Origin of the sequence: Oceanococcus sp. HetDA_MAG_MS8, from assembly GCA_019192445.1 — a bacterium.
In the GTDB taxonomy this organism is placed as follows: domain Bacteria; phylum Pseudomonadota; class Gammaproteobacteria; order Nevskiales; family Oceanococcaceae; genus MS8.
Window position 1 is genome coordinate 460,144 of the sequence record JAHCMK010000003.1, and the last position, 17,987, is coordinate 478,130.

A 17,987-nucleotide genomic window follows, 5' to 3' on the forward strand; every position below is an offset into this window, starting at 1 on the left:
CAAAGATTAGGATAGGACATCAAATATGGCGATTCGTTGCGGCATCGTAGGTCTTCCCAACGTGGGTAAGTCGACGCTCTTTAACGCGCTGACCAAGGCGGGTATTGCAGCCGAGAACTACCCCTTCTGCACCATTGACCCCAATGTTGGCATTGTCCCGGTGCCCGATCCCCGTCTACAGTCCTTGGCCGACATTGTTTCGCCGCAGAAAATTTTGCCGGCAACCTGCGAGTTTGTGGACATTGCAGGCTTGGTTGCTGGGGCGTCAAAGGGCGAAGGGCTAGGCAATCAGTTCTTAGGGCATATTCGGGAAACCCATGCCATCGCCCATGTTGTGCGCTGCTTTGAGGATGATGATGTCATTCATGTGAGTGGCAGCATCGGCCCTGTGCGCGACGCAGAAGTGATTAATACCGAGCTGGTGCTGGCCGATTTGGAAGTTGTCATGCGTACCCGCGAGCGGAGCGCCAAGGTGGCCAAAAGCGGCGACAAATCGGCACGCGCAAGGGTTGAGCTGCTGGATCAGCTTATTGCGCATATGGATGAAGGCAACCCTGCGCGCACCTTGGAGCTGGGCGACGAGCAGCGCCTGAGTTTGCGGGACCTCAACTTGCTCACGCTCAAGCCAATTCTGTACGTGGCCAACGTTGCCGAAGATGGCTTCAGCAATAACCCGTTGCTCGACGCCGTGCATGCTATGGCGGAGCGTGAAGGGGCTCAGGTGGTGGCCGTATGCGGTGCTATGGAAGCGGAGCTGGCGGTCCTGGACGCTGACGAACAAACGGAGTTTCTGGCCGACCTTGGCCTGGAAGAGCCTGGCCTCAACCGGTTGGTGCGCGCTGCTTACGAGCTGCTCGGGCTGCAGACCTATTTCACTGCAGGCGAAAAAGAAGTGCGCGCCTGGGCCGTGCGCAAGGGTGCGACTGCTCCGCAGGCCGCTGGCGTCATTCATACCGATTTTGAAAAAGGTTTCATCCGGGCCGAAGTGGTGGCCTATGATGATTACATCGCCTGCGGTGGCGAGGCCAAAGCTAAAGAGGCCGGAAAGTGGCGCCTGGAGGGCAAGGATTACATTGTCCAAGAAGGCGATGTGATGCACTTCCGCTTCAATGTTTGAATTATCTTTTGACCAGAATTTAAAAGCCCGCTAAAATGGCGGGCTTGCCAAAGTGGCACCGTGGCTACGTAGCTCAGCTGGTTAGAGCGCGGCACTCATAATGCTGAGGTCGGTGGTTCGAGTCCACCCGTAGCCACCATCTAATATTCCCTAGTGGAAAAACGGGGCTGTCCAGTCCACCCAACACGGGTGTGGTGCAAGCCAAGCATGGTGCTTTGCTCTTTGATCCCTTGGAAGACTCTTCCAAACGTCCCTAGAACATCTGCTCCAGGCCTTCACTGAGCTCGGCCAGGGGCGGCATTTCATCCAGCGCTTCTATAGGGATGCTGGCTTTGCGTAGCCGCTCCAATAAGCCTGCGTGCTCTTCCTTTTCTAGCTCACGCCCGGCCTCTTCTTGACCTACGATCCATGCGCCGACAGCGACGGCCGTGCCCAAGGGGCTGGCGGAGGCGTATTGGCTAGTGTCCGACTGGGCCAGGATAGCGATGAGCTCTTCGGGAAAGTTCCACTGGCGCGCCAGGGCACAGGTGATGTCAACGTAGTTAAAGCCCAGAGTCTGCGTTTCTTGGTGCAAACGCTCAGCCTCATAAAACGGGGTTTGTCTATTGATCTCCATCATTTGATCTTGCATGGCGGAGGCGGCCAGCGGCTCCCCAATCGCCCGAATGAGTCCAGTGGCGAAGGCTGTTTCTGGGTCTTTACGCCCACTACGAGCGAAATAGCGCGCCGCTACACCGGTATGCAGGCTAAAGCGCCAAAAGTCTTTTTTAGGAAACCAATTGGGGAACCGAATGCTGGCGGCCAGCCCAGTTGCCAACACGAGGTTACGAGTGGCGTGGGTTCCAATGAACACCACGGCGTCGTCAATACGGCTCACTGTGCGCGACCGATGATAGAAAGCAGAGTTCGCTAAACGGAGCAACTTGGCTGCAAGCACAGGGTCGGCGCCGATCAACGCCGCAATCCGGTCGATGTCGGCCTCCTCCTGGTTAAACTCGTCCATCAGGGCGAGGATGGTTTTGGGCATCATCGGTAGGTCATTGATGCGGGCGAGTAGGCTGTCGACGTCCGATTGGCTCATGAGTTCTGGGCTCCGGTAATACAGTCTTTAGGCCGGGGTAGGCGGGGTTGGTGCTAACCCTGGCTAGCGCTGGCCGTGAACATGGGGCGCCTTGCTGAAGCTCAAAACAGCAATGCGCTGAATCTGCCGGGATGCAAGCGCTGGGCACTCAGGGCCGCAGCCTAAGCAGCCGCACTGCTGCGGAGTAAGGGCTAGCAATATTTATGACTCTCTAGTGCCATAAAACCACCTAGACTTAAGTGCTTGGCACGCGCGGGTTTATTAGTCGCGTGGCCGCGAACCTGACAACGAGGAGACACCATGAAAACCCAACTCACGCTGGCCGGCGTGTTGGCCCTATTGCTGGCCTGTACGCCAGGCGGGCGCACAGACTCTGCCCTGGACGGGCGGGCTGATGGAACAGGTTCGCGCGACAAACTGACTCTAGAAGTTTTATCCAACCGCGCAGACCTGGTCAGTGCCGGTGATGTGCTAGTGGCTGTAAAGGGTGCAGATGCGGCGCAAGCGCCCCTGCTTCAAGCCTGGTTGAACGGAGACGAGGTCAGCGACCGCTTTGCCTGGCGTGGCGCCGAATTTGGGATCATGGCGCTGCTTGAGGGCTTGCGCTTGGGGTCTAACCAGCTGCGGGTGAGCTTGGCTGGTGCGGGTGATGATGAGATCGTGATTCGTAATTACCCCAACGAGGGGCCAATTTTCTCCCGGCCTGAGATCAAGCGTTTACGCTGTCAGGATGGGGCTGTAGATATGTTTTGCAACCAGCCGGCGGAGTACAGTTTTCTCTACCGTCCGCAGGCGGCCTTGCAGGATGGGCTCAATGATGCGCTTGGTCCGCTGGCTCCGGCCCGTCTGGGGGTTGAGCTGCAGCCCTATGATCCGGCGAACCCACCAGGTGATGTGGCCATGACCACCACGCAGACTGGCGAAACGGTGCCATTCATTGTGCGCCAGGAAGTGGGCTATCAAGATCGCGATCAGTACAAGATCCTGACACTGTTCAACCCTGAGGATGACTGGCAGTCCTGGGCGCCACAACCGCAATGGAATGGCAAGCTATTCATTCCTCATGGCGGCAATTGTGGGGCATCGTATACGCCGGGTCGGGCGCCGCTGAATGATTACTCCGGCACCTTGAATGATGTGCCGCAAGTCGAGCAAAGCTATGTCTACGCTCTGAGCCAGGGATATGCGGTGCTCTCCACCGCCTTGAACAACGGGGGCCATAACTGCGACCCCATCCTGCAGGCCGAGTCGATCATGATGGCCAAGGAGCGTTTCGTTGAGCAATATGGGCCGCTGCGCTACACCATTGGCTCGGGCTGCTCCGGCGGTGCCATCGCGCAGTTGACCATGGCGAACGCCTATCCAGGGCTGTATCAGGGGCTGATTACTCAGTGTGCCTACCCGGACTCATTGTCTCCAGGTTTGCAGTTCTTCGATTTGCATCTCATGCGCCTGTACTTTGAAAACCCTCAGAATTGGGGGCCAGGCGTCGTTTGGAGCCCACACCAATGGGGTCTCGTAGAAGGGCATATTTCTCATGTCAATGCCGTCACGGCTGATGAGGGTCTGTTCAAGGCGGCCACTCGTACGACGGGAAGCTGCTTTGGCGACAACAGTTATGACCCCGACACCAATCCCAGCGGGCAGCGCTGCGGCATCATCGAGTGGATGCCACATGTTTTTGGCCAACGCCCGCCGGAGGTATGGTTTGCACCAGAGCAGCAGGTCGGTTTTGGTTTCACCGGCATCCCGCTCGGGAACGTCGGCGTGCAGTACGGCTTAGAAGCCCTGCGGAACGGGCAGATCACCACCACCCAATTCGTAGACCTCAATCAGCGTATTGGTGGCCTGACCTTAGATATTCAGCCACAAGCCGAACGTACCCAAGCCGACCCCATGGCGGTTGCGAATGCCTACAAGAGTGGTGCGATCAATATGGCCAATAACCTGGATACCGTTCCCATCCTGACGCTGGTGGGGCCGGACCCAGGTATTGCCCACGACTCTGTGCACGCCTGGTGGGTTCGCTGGCGTATTGAGCGCGAGCATGGCAGTGCTCGCAACCATGTGATGTGGGCAGGGCCCGCGCCTTTAGTGGGCGATCTGGATTATGTGTATTCGGGCTTAGATGCCATGGACCGCTGGTTGGCCGCTATAGAGGCAGACAACAGTGCCACGCCGCTGGCCGACAAAATTTCGCGGAGTCGACCCGCAGATATCGAAGACCAATGTGCGCTCCTGAGCGGGCAGAGGGTGCTCGGTGAGGTTTGCGTCGACCTTCTTCGTCCTCTGTATGCTTATGGCACGCCGCGCACCGTGGCGGGAGATACCCGTACCGCCGACAACTTCAATTGCCAACTCAAGCCCTTCTCCAGAGACTTCGATTATGGGCCGGTGCCTTTCACCGAAGAGCAGTGGAGCGTGTTGGAGGAGGTGTTTGCCGATGGCGTTTGTGATTACCGCGCACCGGGGCAGGGCAAACAGCCCACGCAGACATGGTTGCGTTATGTGGATGACAGTGGCCGCATGATTGTGGGTGGCGAGAAGCTACCCGCTCCTCCTATGCAGTCAGGAACAGGCCTTTACGCCCCGGCTTTCGTCTACCCGCAGCGCTGAGGCTGAAGGCGCTTGGACATGGCGCTTAGCGCCGCCAGTCCAGGCGCATATGCCATTGCACGGTGGGGTCATCCATAGGTGTGCGTCGTCCATCTGAGCTCCATTGGCCGTAGCTCAGTTCGGTGTATACACGGTGGCCCCGCCAAGGCATATTGGCGCGAACTCTGGGAATGGGCCGAATGAGATTTTGCCCATCCCATGTGCGATAGCCCTTAATGACGGTGCCCAGCGACCAGCGCAGGCGGTTGTCGCTACGCGGTTCAATGCGCCTAGACCAGCGTAGGGGTTGCTTGTCCGGGTTGTTGCGCTCATGCAGCTGCAGATGCAGATTGCCCTGGCTAGTAATGGGCCAAGCGATAGCAATGCCATTTTTGATGGCGCCCGTTGCTGGCGCCGCGCTGGCAGCGCCACTTGTACAAAGCACTAAGCTTGCTAAACCCAACAGCGTGGATCGCATGCTGCACCGTCCCGGCAGCCGGCGGCTGCGCTTGAAAAGGATGGCTCCTAGTCAAGCGCAGCAGCTGTAATAGAAACGTTAAAGGGCAGTAAAATCAGCGGCTTGTAGCGCGTCTGGGTACGCTGGCTGCGTTACTCAGCGATCCTGAACAACTCCGTGTTGCCACCGATGGCGGTGGTATTCACGCTCAGGCAGCGTTCCGTTGCGAAGCGGTACAAGTAGTGCGGGCCACCCGCTTTGGGGCCAGTGCCTGAGAGGCCACTGCCGCCGAAGGGCTGTGATCCCACGACTGCTCCTACCATGCTGCGGTTGATGTAGGTGTTACCCACACCCATGAAACGCGCCCAATTATCCTGGCGCCGGTCCAGTCGGCTATGCACACCAAAAGTGAGGCCATAGCCGGTGGCTTTGAGATCCTGCATATGTTGATGTAGGTTGCGGGCATTCCAACGCAGCACGTGAAGAACCGGGCCAAACACTTCTTCCGGAGCTTGGTTGATGCCATCAATCTCGATGATGTGCGGCCCCACAAAGTTTCCGCTGCGCAGGCTGCTGGGCACGCCGAGATGGGCCACGGGACGCGCTTCAGACTGCATGCGCTCGAGGTGAGCTTGAATTCCTTGCCGGGCCTTTTGATCAATCACCGGCCCCACATCTGTGGACAGCTCCCAGGGTTTGCCCAGGCGCAGCATCTGCAGCGCTTCCTTGAGCATGGCTAGGAGATCTTTGGCGATGTCTTCTTGCACCAACAGCATTCGCAATGCAGAACAGCGCTGACCGGCTGAGCCAAAGGCCGAGGCCAAAATGTCGTCGCAGGCGCGTTCCAGCAGGGCGGTGGAATCAACCACCATGGCATTTAAGCCGCCGGTTTCAGCAATTAGCGGCAAGATGGCCCCAGAACGTTGCGCCAAAGCCAATTGAATGCGCTTGGCGGTGGCGGTAGAGCCAGTAAAGGCCACGCCATCGATGTCACCTTGCGCGATCAATGGAGCAGCGACCTCGGCCCCGGTTCCGAGCAGAAGCTGCAAGACCTGGGGCGGCAGGCCTGCTTCGAAGAAGCGTTGTACTGCGACCTGCGCAATGATGCTGGTCTGCTCGGCGGGCTTCGCCAATACGGTGTTTCCCGCGGCCAAGGCGGCGGCGACTTGGCCGGTGAAAATTGCCAGCGGAAAGTTCCAGGGCGAGATGCAGACGAACACACCCCGGCCATGCAAACTCAGAGAGTTAGCTTCCCCTGTAGGTCCAGGTAGCACCTGTGGCTGCTCGAACTCCGCCTCCGCCTGTGCGGCATAGAAGCGCAGGAAATCCACAGCTTCGCGGACTTCGCTAATGGCATCCGGAATGGTGCGCCCGGCTTCCCGGCTAATGAGATCCAAAAGCTGGGCAGGTTCGGCTTCCAGGGCGTCAGCCATGGCTCGCAAGATGCGCCCGCGGTCCACACCGCCACGCGCATCCCATGCGGGCTGCGCGGCACGCGCCACGCGCTGGGCTTCGTCCAGTTCGGTGGGCGTTGCCAAGCGCACGCTGCCCACGCGCATCTGCTGATCAACGGGTGAATACACGTCGATGGGGTCGCCGCCGCAGGGGAGGCCATTCACCAAACAGCTCGCCTCGGGGCTTGCTGCGCGCCGGTGACGCTCCAAGGCTGACTCCAAAGCCTGTCGGCTCATGGTGCCAAATACATCCATGCCTTTGGAGTTCTCGCGGCTTTCTCCATACATCTCATGGGGCAAGGGAATGCGGCCATGAGCATGGTCGTGCGCGTGCGCCCGGCTCTCTCGGATGAGTTCAGCGGGGTCGGCGATCACATCGCTAATGGGAAGCTGCTCATTGAGGAAGCGGTGGACAAAGCTGGAGTTCGCTCCGTTCTCTAATAGGCGACGAACCAGATAAGGGAGAAGGTCGGCGTGCTCGCCCACAGGGGCGTAAACGCGGATTGGAACCTTGGGGTCAACCGCATGTTCTCGGGCCGCCTTGTAGAGCAGCTCACCCATGCCGTGCAAGCGCTGGAACTCAAATGGCCGCCCCTTGGACATGGCCATCACAGCCGCCATGGTGTGAGCATTGTGGGTGGCGAACTGAGGGTAGACGCAGTCGCCACAATCGAACAGCATTTGGGCGCACACCAAGTAACTCAGGTCAGTGGCGGCCTTGCTGGTGTAGACCGGGTAGCCCGGATGGCCCTGCTCCTGGCTGTGCTTGATCTCGGAATCCCAGTAGGCACCCTTAACCAAGCGCACGGGAATCTGATGCGCGGTGTCTTCAGCAAGCTGTTGCAACCATTCGATAATGGCCGGTGTACGGAGTTGGTAGGCCTGTAACGCAAGCCCCAAGCCGTTCCAGCCACGAATCTTGGGCTCTTGCAGCAGCTGCTCCAGAATTTCCAGGCTGGTCTCCAGCCGGTCAACTTCTTCAGCATCCAGCGTGATTGGAACATCGCGCTCCGCGGCTTGAACGATGAGACTACGGATGCGCGGATAGAGCTCATCCCAGACCCGCTGGGGCTGCGTGGCCTCGTATCGTGGATGTAGAGCCGAGAGCTTGATAGATACCGAAGCGCGGCGTGTCAGCGGTTCGGAGCTGTTTGCGTCGCGGCGGCCCACGGCCTGAATAGCATTGGCGTAATGCTCGAAATATCGGCTGGCCATGCTGGGTGTGCGTGCGCCTTCCCCAAGCATGTCGAAGGAGAATAGTCCTGGCACGTAGCCTTTTTTGGGGCGACGCTCCAGGGCGTCTTCAATGCGCTCGGCATAGACAAACTGGCCGCCCATAATGGCCATCGCTTGGCGCACCGCCCCACGAATGGTGCTTTCGCTGCTTTTGGCGACCCACTTGCGGATACGGGTGCCCAAGGCGTGGGCTTCTTGTTGCTCAGATTCGAGTAGCCGCCCGGTCAGCATTAATGCCCACACGCCAGCGTTGACAAATATTTTCTCCGAGTGGCCGCGGTGTTCAGACCATTTGCCAGCCAAGATTTTTTCCGCAATGAGTGCATCTTGGGTAGGGGCATCTGGCACGCGCAGTAACGCCTCGGCCAGACACATCAAGGCAACTCCCTCCTGATTGCTCAAACCGAATTGATTCAAGAAGGCGTCTAATGTTCCCTGCCGGGAACGTTGCTCCCGGGATGCAGCAACCACTTGCTGGGCAACCTCTCCCACATCTGCGGCAGGGTAGGGCTTGGCTTTGACACGCCGGAGTAGTTCATCAACGGCCAGCTCTTCGCTGAGGTGCTTTTGCTTAAGCACACGGTTCCAGCGTTGGGTGCGTTGGGGGAGGTCGGCGTTGTCCATCGGTATGGTTCGCATTGGTATCACGCGGGATACGAGTGATATCCCACCCTAACAGCCAGCGCAAGCGAAATGGTGTAGTTGCGCCTTTGAGGTCCGCAAATAGCCCTAAAGTCAGGAGGCGTGTTTAATCCAGCGAAAGGTGAGATTGATGCGCCAGTCCTTGACCCGCAGGCGTTTGGGAATAGCGTGTTGCCAAAGCTGCTGGGTGCGGCCAGACATTACTACCAAGTCGTCATGAGCCAGTTCAATGCTCCACGGTGGGGACGGCCTGGGCCGAGATTTGGGGCGCATTTGGAAGCTCCGTGTGGCCCCTAGCGAGTAGGAGGCTATAACGGGACGCTCTCCAAGCTCGGCCTCGTCGTCCGCATGCCAGCCCATACTGTCATGGCCGTCCCTGTAGGCATTACACAACACGCTGTTGAATGTGTGCCCAGTCAAGGTTTCCAGGCATTTTTGAATCCGCAATAGAGAATCTGGCCAGGGACGCGGGTGAAACCGGGTTCCTGAATAGGAATACGCTGCCTCAGGGTCGCCGATCCAGCAGCTTAGCCTGGGCTGCAGATGCTGTTTGCCGTAGATTTGGATGGACTGTTGTTCCCAGGGGAGTGTCGCGCGTAATTCCGCCAACGTGCGCGCGGCATGCTCTGCGCCCAATGCTTCGCGGTAAAGTACGAGGCTGGCCCCGTCACCCGGTTGCAAGGCTACTGGCGTCGATAGTGTCGAGCGTTCGGGATCATTCACGCGACTAGTTGCCACCTTGGCGTCCATAGAGTTGTCATGCGGGTAACACATCATAGGCACATGACTATGTTCACTCGCGTAGGTTGAGGCCCGCGTCGCCCATACTAAAGGCTACCTTATGGTCCATGAATGGATGTTCCTTGGCAGCGGCAACAGCCAAAGCCCAGATTTAGGAAATGCCGCCGCCGTTTGGCTAAGTGACGGCAAGCCGCGTTTGTTGGTGGACTGCGGCTGGTCGGTTCCCCAGCTGTGGCAGCGAGATTTTGATGCGCTGCCACCGGCGATATTTCTGACTCATGTGCACATGGACCACTGCGCTGGCTTGGAGAGTTGGTACTACCAGCTTGCCGTGGCAGCAGAAAATGGCAATCCGCAGCCACTGCTGAAATTGTTCTGCCCGGCGGAGTTGGTGCCCTTACTTCAACAGCGGTTGGGCTCTTATCCGGAGGCTCTGGCCGAAGGTGGAAGCAACTTTTGGGATGTTTTCCAGCTCATACCTGTGCATCGCCAGTTTTGGCTGGATGGAATCCGCTGCGAGGTCTTCCCTACGCGCCACCATCGCCCAAACTCGGCCTTTGGCCTTGCTGTGCCCGGCTTGTTTTTCTACAGCGGAGACACCCGGCCGATTCCAGAATGGGTGACTGCCTTGGCTGGAGCTGGGGAGACTATCTTCCATGACGCTGGGCTTAGCGGGAATCCGGCGCACACCGGCATCGAGGACCTAGTACGCGAGTACAGCCAGGGGCAGCGGGAGCGCATGGTGCTCTACCATTTGGAGAACGAGTCGGCGGTACAGCAGGCTGAAGCGGCAGGCTATCGTGTGGCGAGACCAGGAGATGTTTTTGATTTGGGCCGCCATGGACAGGCAACCACGCACAGCTCTCACCCGGCTTCCGCTCAAGAGCCCCGCTCCAAAGATCCCGGCCCTGCTTAGAGATTGATGCTGACTTTAGCCCTGGGTGCGGCAGGAGTGGAGCAAGCCTCGGTACACTAGCGCTCTTGACCAGGGACGTGTTCAGTAGAGTGAGAACGAGCTGATGTGTGGAATCGTAGCGGCGGTTGGCAGCCGAAATGTGGTGCCAATCTTGATGGAGGGCTTACGCCGTTTGGAGTATCGGGGATACGACTCGGCAGGTTTGGCCATCCAAGATTCGCCCTCGACACTGACAACGGTTCGGGCCGTGGGCAAGGTGGCTGCGTTGGGGGAGGCTGTTGAGCAGGCGAAGACGCAGGGCAGTTGCGGCATCGCGCATACTCGATGGGCCACTCACGGTGGGGTCAGCGAGAACAACGCGCATCCGCAAACCGTCGCTGACCAGCTGTCGGTCGTGCATAACGGCATTATTGAAAACGATGTGGAGCTCCGCGAGGAGCTGCGCGCCGACGGCGTCGTCTTTCACTCGCAGACAGATACGGAAGTGGTTGCCCACCTCATCGCCCGCGCCCTGCAGGGGGGCGATCTCCATGCCGCCGTGCAGGCAGCGATAGAACGTTTGCGGGGCGCTTATGCCATCGCGGTGATGTGGTCTCATGCTCCGCAGCAGTTAGTGTGTGCCCGAATGGGTTCGCCGTTGGTTCTCGGCCTTGGAGTGGGGGAGCATTTTGCTGCCTCCGATGCCCAAGCCCTATTGCCAGTCACCCAGCGCTTCATTTATTTGCAGGACGGGGATACTGCTGAGCTTAGCGCCGATAGCTTGACAATCTACGATCGCGACAAGCAGTTGGTGGAGCGCCCCGCCAAAGAGCTGGCGGCATTGGGCGATGCCTCCGACAAGGCCGGGTATCGTCACTACATGCTCAAAGAGATATTTGAGCAGCCACAGGCTTTGCTCGACACCTTGCAGGGGCGTTTGACCGAAGCGCAGCTGCTGGAGAGCTCTCTGGGGCCCGCGGCCACCGATATTCTCAGTCAGGTGCAGCAAGTCCATATTGCGGCTTGTGGAACCAGCTGGCATGCCGGATTAGTCGGGGGAGGTTGGATAGAGCAGTTGGCACGACTTCCTGTACAGGTGGAGCTCGCCAGCGAGTACCGCTATCGCGAACCTGTTGTGCCTCCCAATACTTTGTTTATCACCCTCTCACAGTCTGGGGAAACGGCTGATACCTTGGCTGCGTTGCGCTACGCCAAGCAGGCGGGCTACCTGGCGACACTCACGATCTGCAATAGCCCGCAGTCGTCTATGGTGCATGAGAGTGATCTGGTGATGCTGACGCGTGCCGGTGTCGAGATTGGTGTGGCCAGCACCAAAGCCTTCACCACGCAGTTGCTCAGCATGCTTTTGGTCGCCGGCTATGTCGCCAAGCAGCAGCAGCGCTTGTCGGCGCAGGCTGAGTCAGCGCTGTGCCGAGATTTACTCAGCGCTCCGGGTGTTGTTGAGCGTGCCCTGCACATGGACCGCAGCTTGAATGTATTGGCTGAGCAGTTCGTGGAGAAACACCATTGCCTGTTTTTGGGGCGCGGATTGCATTATCCCGTCGCCATGGAAGGAGCTCTTAAGCTCAAAGAAATCAGTTATATCCACGCTGAAGCCTATGCTGCGGGGGAGTTGAAACATGGCCCGCTGGCATTGATTGACGAAGACATGCCGGTGGTGGCGGTCGCCCCTGGAGATGCACTGGCGGATAAGCTGCGCGCCAACCTCCAGGTCGTGCGCGCTCGCGGCGGCCAGCTATACGTGTTTGCAGATCCAGGTGCAGCATTAGAGTCCGAACCCGGCGTGCACGTTATCCACATGCCGGAGGCGCCAGCCAGTATTGCGCCACTCTTGTTTACTGTGCCGCTGCAGCTTCTCTCTTATCATGTAGCGGTATTGAAGGGTACGGACGTCGATCAACCACGTAATTTGGCGAAGTCGGTGACAGTGGAATGAGGTTCAAGGCCTTTGCCTAAGCTATTGAATCTACGTATGATCGACGAGGTTATGTTTTTACCCAGGGGAATCACCCGTTCTGGGGTGCTGAGGGAACCAAAGTAATGCGACGCTTAACCAAATTTTCGGCCCTGTGGGCTGTGCTGCTCGTGCTCACAACCGCATGCGGTGGGGGCAGTGGGGGGAGTTCAGATAACCCCGACCCGAACAACATCCCACCAGAGGCTGATGCTGGCGCTAATCGTTCAGTGAACAGCAACGCTACGGTTCCTCTTGTCGGGTCTGCGAGTGACCCTGATGGTGATGACGGTGAGTTAGAGATCAGCTGGAGGCAGATTGAAGGATCGCCGGTAGTAACCATCTCAAACGCGAACTCTGTAAGCGCCAGTTTCTTCGCCCCGGAGGTCAGCAGCACTCGGACTTTGGTGTTTGAGTTAGCGGTGACCGATGAGCGCGGCGCGACTGTGAGACGCACTGTGGCTATCACCTTGTTGGTTCCTGAAAGCCCAGTAGCACCCACAATTGTTACGCCGATCCCGGAACAAACCGCCAATGAAGGCGACACGGTTACCTTAACGGCTGAGGCTTCAGATGCCGATGGCAGTATTACTCGATACCAATGGTCCTTCGAGGGAGCAGAGCCTGCCCTTCTTGAAGGTGTAGCACTGGGACCAATCCTAGGCAATAACGACGATACGGCGGCGGCGACATTTACTGCGCCTGCTGTTGCGGAAGTGACCATACTCGAGTTCGAACTAACGGTTGTCGATAACTCGAATGCACAAAATACCGCCTCAGCCAGCGCATTCGTGACGGTATACCCGCTACCTGCAGAGGCCGACGATAGTGACCTTTACGTCCTATCCTCAGCCGGGGAGATTCTGCGGTATCAATATCGACCTGGGCCGCAAACCAACTTGTTCATTGCAGACCAAAATTTTGGGAACCTCCAACTTGGAGGCACTGACGGAGCCATCATCAATGACGGCATGCGGATGCTTCCTGACGGTAGGCTCGTCGCTGTAGATGATGATGACAATAATGGGGTGCGTGAACTTTGCGCGGTGCCGCGTAGGACGGCCGTCTCATCATTCGATGATTCCGAAAGTACCGGCTACGATCGAAGCTTCTCGCAAGAGACCCTTGTTGAAAATTATGGAGACGTGACTGTAGCGGTGAGCAAGGGCTATTTGATTGCCCTTGATAACTTCACCGATGACTCCGAATTACGTGGCATACACGTCTATGGGTCAACGGCCGCAGCGGGGACCCCGCCTCTTGTAGCGAGTATCCCCTTAGGCCCAGTTGCGAACGGAGTGATGTATTTAGAGGATGTCGACCAACTCTTTGTAACTTTGGCGACAGGGCGCATCGCTATCTACGATGACTTTATCGCGGAGGTCGAATTTGCAAGAGCTGCGGTCGAAGCCGACGAAACGCCCGGTTCTACGATCTTGGCTGACGCCGTGGTTGCTGTGCGGGAGCCCGCCAGTGGTGAAGAAGTCGGCATTAATCCACAGGGCATGGCATATCACGCTCCCAGTGATCGCCTAATCGTCGTCGATGCCGGTCTGCTGATTGACCCCGCGGCGCCTCAAAGCGCAGCTGACGGTCAACTTTTTGTGATTGGCGAAGCCACAGCTCTTGTTGAGGGTGGGTTTGGGACCAATGCTGTGGCTGACGCCGTACTATCCATACCCGGTGGGGATAATCGTCTTGGTGATCCTGTTTCCGTAGTGCTCAACGGACGCGATGCGGTCGTCGCAGATGCGGGCAATGATCGAGTGGTTGTCATCGAAGATGTCTTTGCGTTGGACGGCGTTAGCCCGCCCACGGTCGCTCAAGCCATTGTTGTGAGTACACCCACAAGCCTAGTGCTGCGCCCACTGGATCTAATCGCTCAGCCCAGCGTTGATACGCTAGGTTCGGATCAGGCTGCGGTTGCTGGCGACGCTTCATTTGTGCTCACAACGCAGTTCGACAGTGCCAACAACCAGATGCGCATTCAAAGGCTGTCGCGCGATTTGGGCGATCTTGGCATGGTGCCTGCGTTGAACGTCCCGCTCACGGGTGACTTGCAGCCAGCCGGTTTGGCCCTGGATGTTTTGGGTAATGTATATGCTGCCAGCTTCATTGAAGCGGAGCAGGGCCTGTTCCCGCCGCTGGACCCCGATGTTCCAGGTGTCACTCGGCTCGATGTGTTGAACGCGGCTGCAAAAAACCGACTGAGCCCGGAAGGGGTTTCAACCCAGGACTTTCGTGACCGAACCATACTGGCGCAGGAAACGACTGCTCAGGTCGAGACCCCTTTAGGAATGACCATTGTTGATGAGTTCGGAGTGGCTCTGATTGCCGACGGCGGAGGTGCCGGCCCTGCGGGTATCAAAGTGGTGAGTCTATGCGGCGTGGGAGGCACGCTGGGTGCGAATATTCCGGTGGAAGGGAATATTCCCACTGGCGTTGACTTTGATAGTCGCACGGGAACCCTTTATGTCAGCCTTGCGGCAAATGCCACCAACTCAAGTGTTGGTCGCTTTGCCGTATACCAGAACTTCTCTTCTTACTTGGGTAGCCTGATTGCAGGTAGTCAAGACAACACGCCGCCAAACCCCTCTGAAGTGGTGTCGGTGGTACGTAACGATGGCTTTGATACCGCAGCGGCGGCTGGCTACACGGCGATTGAGTACATCCCAGGTGCAGATGTTTTGGTGTTGGCCACGAATACTCAGGGGCAAGAGGCAAGTGTTGGAGGCCTGCATGTGATTCGTTCAGCCAATCTTGCACCTCCGCAGCTACTCGACGGGCAGACTTTCGTGGACGCGGAGATCACTGGCGATGGCACCTTCCTCCAGAACCCTGTCGATCTTGCATTTGATGGCAGCAACCTTTTTGTGGCCGAGCTTGGCAACGGTCGGGTCCTATCTTTTGCTGACATCACTGAAACCTCAGGCGGTAACCTCGCTCCCCAAGCAGAGCGAGATGCGGTGGGTGTACGCGGCGTAGTCCCCGTTCCTGAATATGTGGGGACCCTGCGGCAACGAGCTGTCGCAGCACCGTGACTGAGCTCAAAAAGTAGGACAGTGTCTTATTCAGGCGGGCCTTCGGGCCCGCCTTTTTTTAAAGCACTATTGCAGGGTATTGAACGGCGCGGCCGCTCATGCCGCAATAACGGTCATGAGCGGCTGAGTGACGGCTAGGGGCGTTTCCCCAGGTCCAGTCGTTCGTCGAGCAAGCACTATGTGCGCAGACGGAGTAATGCTGGCAACAAAGTGAGGTTCGCAACAAAGGCCAGCAGCATGGCCAGTCCCGTCAATAGCCCAAAGAGGATGATGGGCGTGAAATTGGAGAAGCTCAGCACCGAAAACCCCGCTGTGACGATGACGGATGTGAGGAAGATGGAGCGGCCCACGCTGGCATGGCTGCGCAAAATGGCGACGCCGACCTCATCTACGCGGGCCTGTTCTTCACGGTAACGATGCAGATAGTGAATCGTGTCGTCTACGCCAATGCCAATGGTGATGGCTGCAATGGTAATGGTCATGATATCCAGCGGAATCCCCAGCCAGCCCATGAGGCCGAGAATGGTACTGGCGGTGAGCAGGGTGGGAATGATGCCGATAGCCGCAAAGCGCAGCGATCGAAATAGAACCGCGAGCATCAGAGTAATGGCCGCAAAGACCAGCCCTAAAGTCATGATCTGGGAGGAGAACAGGCTTTGCAGGACATTGTTGTACAGAACCAAGGCCCCGGCCAGGCGGAGTTGCTCTGGCTCCAGGTCGAAGTTGGTAATTAAGTCCTGGCGAATCTTCTTGAGAAGATCGTTGCGGTTGAGGTTCTTGTCGGAGTCGATCACGCGCAGGCTAAAGCGAACCTCATTGCCATCTGGGCCCAAATATGGGTCGAATAATGTGCTTTTGATCTGCGCTGGAACGCGGTTGTAGAGAATCGCTAAGCTGAAATTGTCCAGTGGCTCATTGTTGTTCAGCTGTTCTAGCAGGCCCATCGTTGACGCCATGGACAGTACCTTGCCTGTTTCAGGCAACTGGTCGAGGTAGCTATGAATGGCGTCGACGCGTTCCAGGGCAAAGCGGTTAAACCAATAACTAGAGCCCGAGATGCCGCCGCTTCCAAAGTCGTCCCCGAATTCCTCCGCGAATAGGGCTTGTTCTTCATAGAAGCTCTGCGGAGCGTCGATGATGATGTCCAGAGGGGTGGTTCCGCCAAGCTCCTTATCGATGAGCACCAAGCCCTGGTAAATCTCGGTATCTTCCTGGAAATAATCGATAAAGCGGTTCTCAACGCCTAGGCGACTGATTCCTAAACCCATGGCAAGGGCCAAGACGGAGTAGCCAAGCAAGACCGCATTGCGACGCCGTAAGACCAACTGCCCCAGGCCAACAACAAGCCCCTCTGTGCGATCGTGCTCTTCCTGGGGCAAACCTGGAGCCGGTAGCGCTAGAGCGAGGAGGGGGAATAACAAAAATCCAAAACTAAAAGCACAGGCAATGGAGGCCACCATCATCAAGCCAAAGTCGATTACTGGCCGAATGTCGGCGATGAGCAATGACGCAAAGCTAATCATCGTGGTCATGGTGGTAAACAGCGAGGGGGCTAATTTGTTGGTCAGCGTCCCTTTGAGCCATTCCATTTTGCTGGCATTGGGTGTTAGCCGTTGGAGTTCGCGATAACGCACCACCAAGTGGACCATTAATGACAGGCTGAGAATCAAGGTCAATGAGGTGAAGTTGCTCGACACCACAGTTACGGGCCAGCCGCGCCATGCAATCAACCCAACAACAATGCATAAAATCGCCGCGCATACGGTCACCGGCACCAGTACCCATTGCCATTGTCGAAACGCCAGGCCCAGTAATACCACCAAGACCACGAGCACCAGGCCGCCGAAAAGCTTGAGGTCCTGCTCCACAAAGCGAATCATGTCGGCCGCAATCATGGGCACCCCACCCAGGAATATTTCGGCCTCATCTTCGTAGGTCATGAGGATGTCGCGGACCTCAGCAACCAGCTCTCGCTGCTGAGCTTGGCGCTCAGCACTCAATGCTTTGTAGCGCTGCTCAACTTGCTCCAGGCGTTGCGCCTCATCGGGGGGCAGTTGCTGAGCTTGCTGCCGGGCCCGCAAGTTTTCGCGCTCCTGCAGTAATGACTGGGTCGCGGAATCCTTGCTGAGGGTCGCCAGGATAGCCGTCACTTCACCATCGGTATCGGTCAGTAAGCTTCGATAAAGCGGACTGTTCGCGAACTCATCGCGCGCCATGTCTCGATTGGTTCCAGGGTCCAACAACGTGCGCGTGCCTTTTTGAATTTCGCTCAGTGACATTGGCGGGCTGGCTACCAGCGGCACATCTAAGATGGACGTCACCTCGGCAATACCGGCTTCAGCAGCAAGCTCATCACGTAATGCCTTGAGCTGCTGCAGGGTGGCATCAGCGAACAAATCGCCATAGGGGCGGTAGGTGATGATGAGGAACTCAGACTCTGAGTAGCGCTTGCTCAGCTCACGGTAGTAGCGCAGGTCGTCATCGTTCTCCAAGATCAAGGAATCGGCCGATGCATCTAAGCGGAACTGGGGTATTTGACTGGCGGCCAAGGCTAATAAGCCCAATACCAGCAGCCAGCCTAGCCAAGCGCGGTGCAGCATAATCGCGAAGTAGGCGCGCCAAAGTCGCTCGGTCATGGTGGTCATTGAATGTCCTTTCCGTCTATGAAGGCGCGCCGTACAGGCGAGGTCGCCGGCGCGATATCAGCGTGATTCAAATACGGTCGCCTGAGCGTGATGCTGGGTGTCTGCCGC

The 17,987-nt window shown here is 57.6% G+C and carries 10 protein-coding genes and 1 tRNA gene; 6 read left to right on the forward strand and 5 right to left on the reverse strand.

The genetic code is table 11. The features are described 5' to 3' along the window. Nucleotides 1-25: 25 nt before the first annotated feature. Together ychF and KI787_07890 are read left to right on the forward strand one after the other, a co-directional pair. A complete protein-coding gene (ychF, locus tag KI787_07885) occupies nucleotides 26-1,117 on the forward strand; it encodes a redox-regulated ATPase YchF (protein ID MBV6629870.1) in 1,092 nt (363 codons plus the stop codon). A 62-nt stretch (nucleotides 1,118-1,179) separates the two neighbouring features. Continuing rightward, nucleotides 1,180-1,256, forward strand: a tRNA-Met gene (locus tag KI787_07890). A gap of 114 nt (nucleotides 1,257-1,370) precedes the next feature. Here the strand turns inward: KI787_07890 and KI787_07895 are convergent. Beyond that, nucleotides 1,371-2,198: an HDOD domain-containing protein gene (locus tag KI787_07895; protein ID MBV6629871.1), complete on the reverse strand. Its 828-nt coding sequence runs from the start codon at nucleotides 2,196-2,198 to the stop codon at nucleotides 1,371-1,373. Nucleotides 2,199-2,498: 300 nt separating this feature from the next. On the opposite strand from KI787_07895, the gene KI787_07900 reads away from it, so the two are divergent. Next, nucleotides 2,499-4,814, forward strand: coding sequence for a hypothetical protein (locus tag KI787_07900; GenBank protein ID MBV6629872.1), 2,316 nt, complete (start codon nucleotides 2,499-2,501; stop codon nucleotides 4,812-4,814). A 25-nt stretch (nucleotides 4,815-4,839) separates the two neighbouring features. Here the strand turns inward: KI787_07900 and KI787_07905 are convergent, their stop codons facing one another. The 3 genes from KI787_07905 to KI787_07915 all read right to left on the reverse strand — a co-directional run bounded on the left by KI787_07905 (nucleotide 4,840) and on the right by KI787_07915 (nucleotide 9,332). Continuing rightward, on the reverse strand, nucleotides 4,840-5,271 hold the full coding sequence (locus KI787_07905) for a hypothetical protein (protein ID MBV6629873.1): 432 nt from the start codon (nucleotides 5,269-5,271) through the stop codon (nucleotides 4,840-4,842). A 131-nt stretch (nucleotides 5,272-5,402) separates the two neighbouring features. Beyond that, nucleotides 5,403-8,579, reverse strand: coding sequence for a bifunctional proline dehydrogenase/L-glutamate gamma-semialdehyde dehydrogenase PutA (putA, locus tag KI787_07910; protein ID MBV6629874.1), 3,177 nt, complete (start codon nucleotides 8,577-8,579; stop codon nucleotides 5,403-5,405). Between the two features lie 96 nt (nucleotides 8,580-8,675). After that, nucleotides 8,676-9,332 carry an alpha-ketoglutarate-dependent dioxygenase AlkB gene (locus tag KI787_07915; GenBank protein ID MBV6629875.1) on the reverse strand — a complete coding sequence of 219 codons (657 nt, stop codon included), beginning with the start codon at nucleotides 9,330-9,332 and terminating at the stop codon, nucleotides 8,676-8,678. Between the two features lie 91 nt (nucleotides 9,333-9,423). Between KI787_07915 and KI787_07920 the strand changes: the two genes are divergently transcribed. From KI787_07920 to KI787_07930, 3 genes are all read left to right on the forward strand, one after another. Next, on the forward strand, nucleotides 9,424-10,239 hold the full coding sequence (locus tag KI787_07920) for a ribonuclease Z (protein ID MBV6629876.1): 816 nt from the start codon (nucleotides 9,424-9,426) through the stop codon (nucleotides 10,237-10,239). Between the two features lie 103 nt (nucleotides 10,240-10,342). Continuing rightward, nucleotides 10,343-12,175: a glutamine--fructose-6-phosphate transaminase (isomerizing) gene (glmS, locus tag KI787_07925; GenBank protein MBV6629877.1), complete on the forward strand. Its 1,833-nt coding sequence runs from the start codon at nucleotides 10,343-10,345 to the stop codon at nucleotides 12,173-12,175. A gap of 104 nt (nucleotides 12,176-12,279) precedes the next feature. Beyond that, complete coding sequence (locus tag KI787_07930) at nucleotides 12,280-15,234, forward strand: hypothetical protein (GenBank protein MBV6629878.1); 2,955 nt, start codon at nucleotides 12,280-12,282, stop codon at nucleotides 15,232-15,234. 176 nt (nucleotides 15,235-15,410) lie between these two features. Here the strand turns inward: KI787_07930 and KI787_07935 are convergent, their stop codons facing one another. Continuing rightward, entirely contained in the window at nucleotides 15,411-17,879 is a 2,469-nt protein-coding gene (locus KI787_07935; GenBank protein MBV6629879.1) for an MMPL family transporter, read from the reverse strand. Nucleotides 17,880-17,987 lie beyond the last annotated feature (108 nt).

Bases quoted from the DNA above. Each gene is read 5' to 3' on its own strand.
- glmS (MBV6629877.1), top strand. From the start codon at position 10,343: ATGTGTGGAATCGTAGCGGCGGTTGGCAGCCGAAATGTGGTGCCAATC.
- KI787_07920 (MBV6629876.1), top strand. From the start codon at position 9,424: ATGGTCCATGAATGGATGTTCCTTGGCAGCGGCAACAGCCAAAGCCCA.
- KI787_07930 (MBV6629878.1), top strand. From the start codon at position 12,280: ATGCGACGCTTAACCAAATTTTCGGCCCTGTGGGCTGTGCTGCTCGTG.
- KI787_07915 (MBV6629875.1), bottom strand. From the start codon at position 9,332: ATGGACGCCAAGGTGGCAACTAGTCGCGTGAATGATCCCGAACGCTCG.
- KI787_07935 (MBV6629879.1), bottom strand. From the start codon at position 17,879: ATGACCACCATGACCGAGCGACTTTGGCGCGCCTACTTCGCGATTATG.
- KI787_07895 (MBV6629871.1), bottom strand. From the start codon at position 2,198: ATGAGCCAATCGGACGTCGACAGCCTACTCGCCCGCATCAATGACCTA.
- putA (MBV6629874.1), bottom strand. From the start codon at position 8,579: ATGCGAACCATACCGATGGACAACGCCGACCTCCCCCAACGCACCCAA.
- KI787_07905 (MBV6629873.1), bottom strand. From the start codon at position 5,271: ATGCGATCCACGCTGTTGGGTTTAGCAAGCTTAGTGCTTTGTACAAGT.
- ychF (MBV6629870.1), top strand. From the start codon at position 26: ATGGCGATTCGTTGCGGCATCGTAGGTCTTCCCAACGTGGGTAAGTCG.
- KI787_07900 (MBV6629872.1), top strand. From the start codon at position 2,499: ATGAAAACCCAACTCACGCTGGCCGGCGTGTTGGCCCTATTGCTGGCC.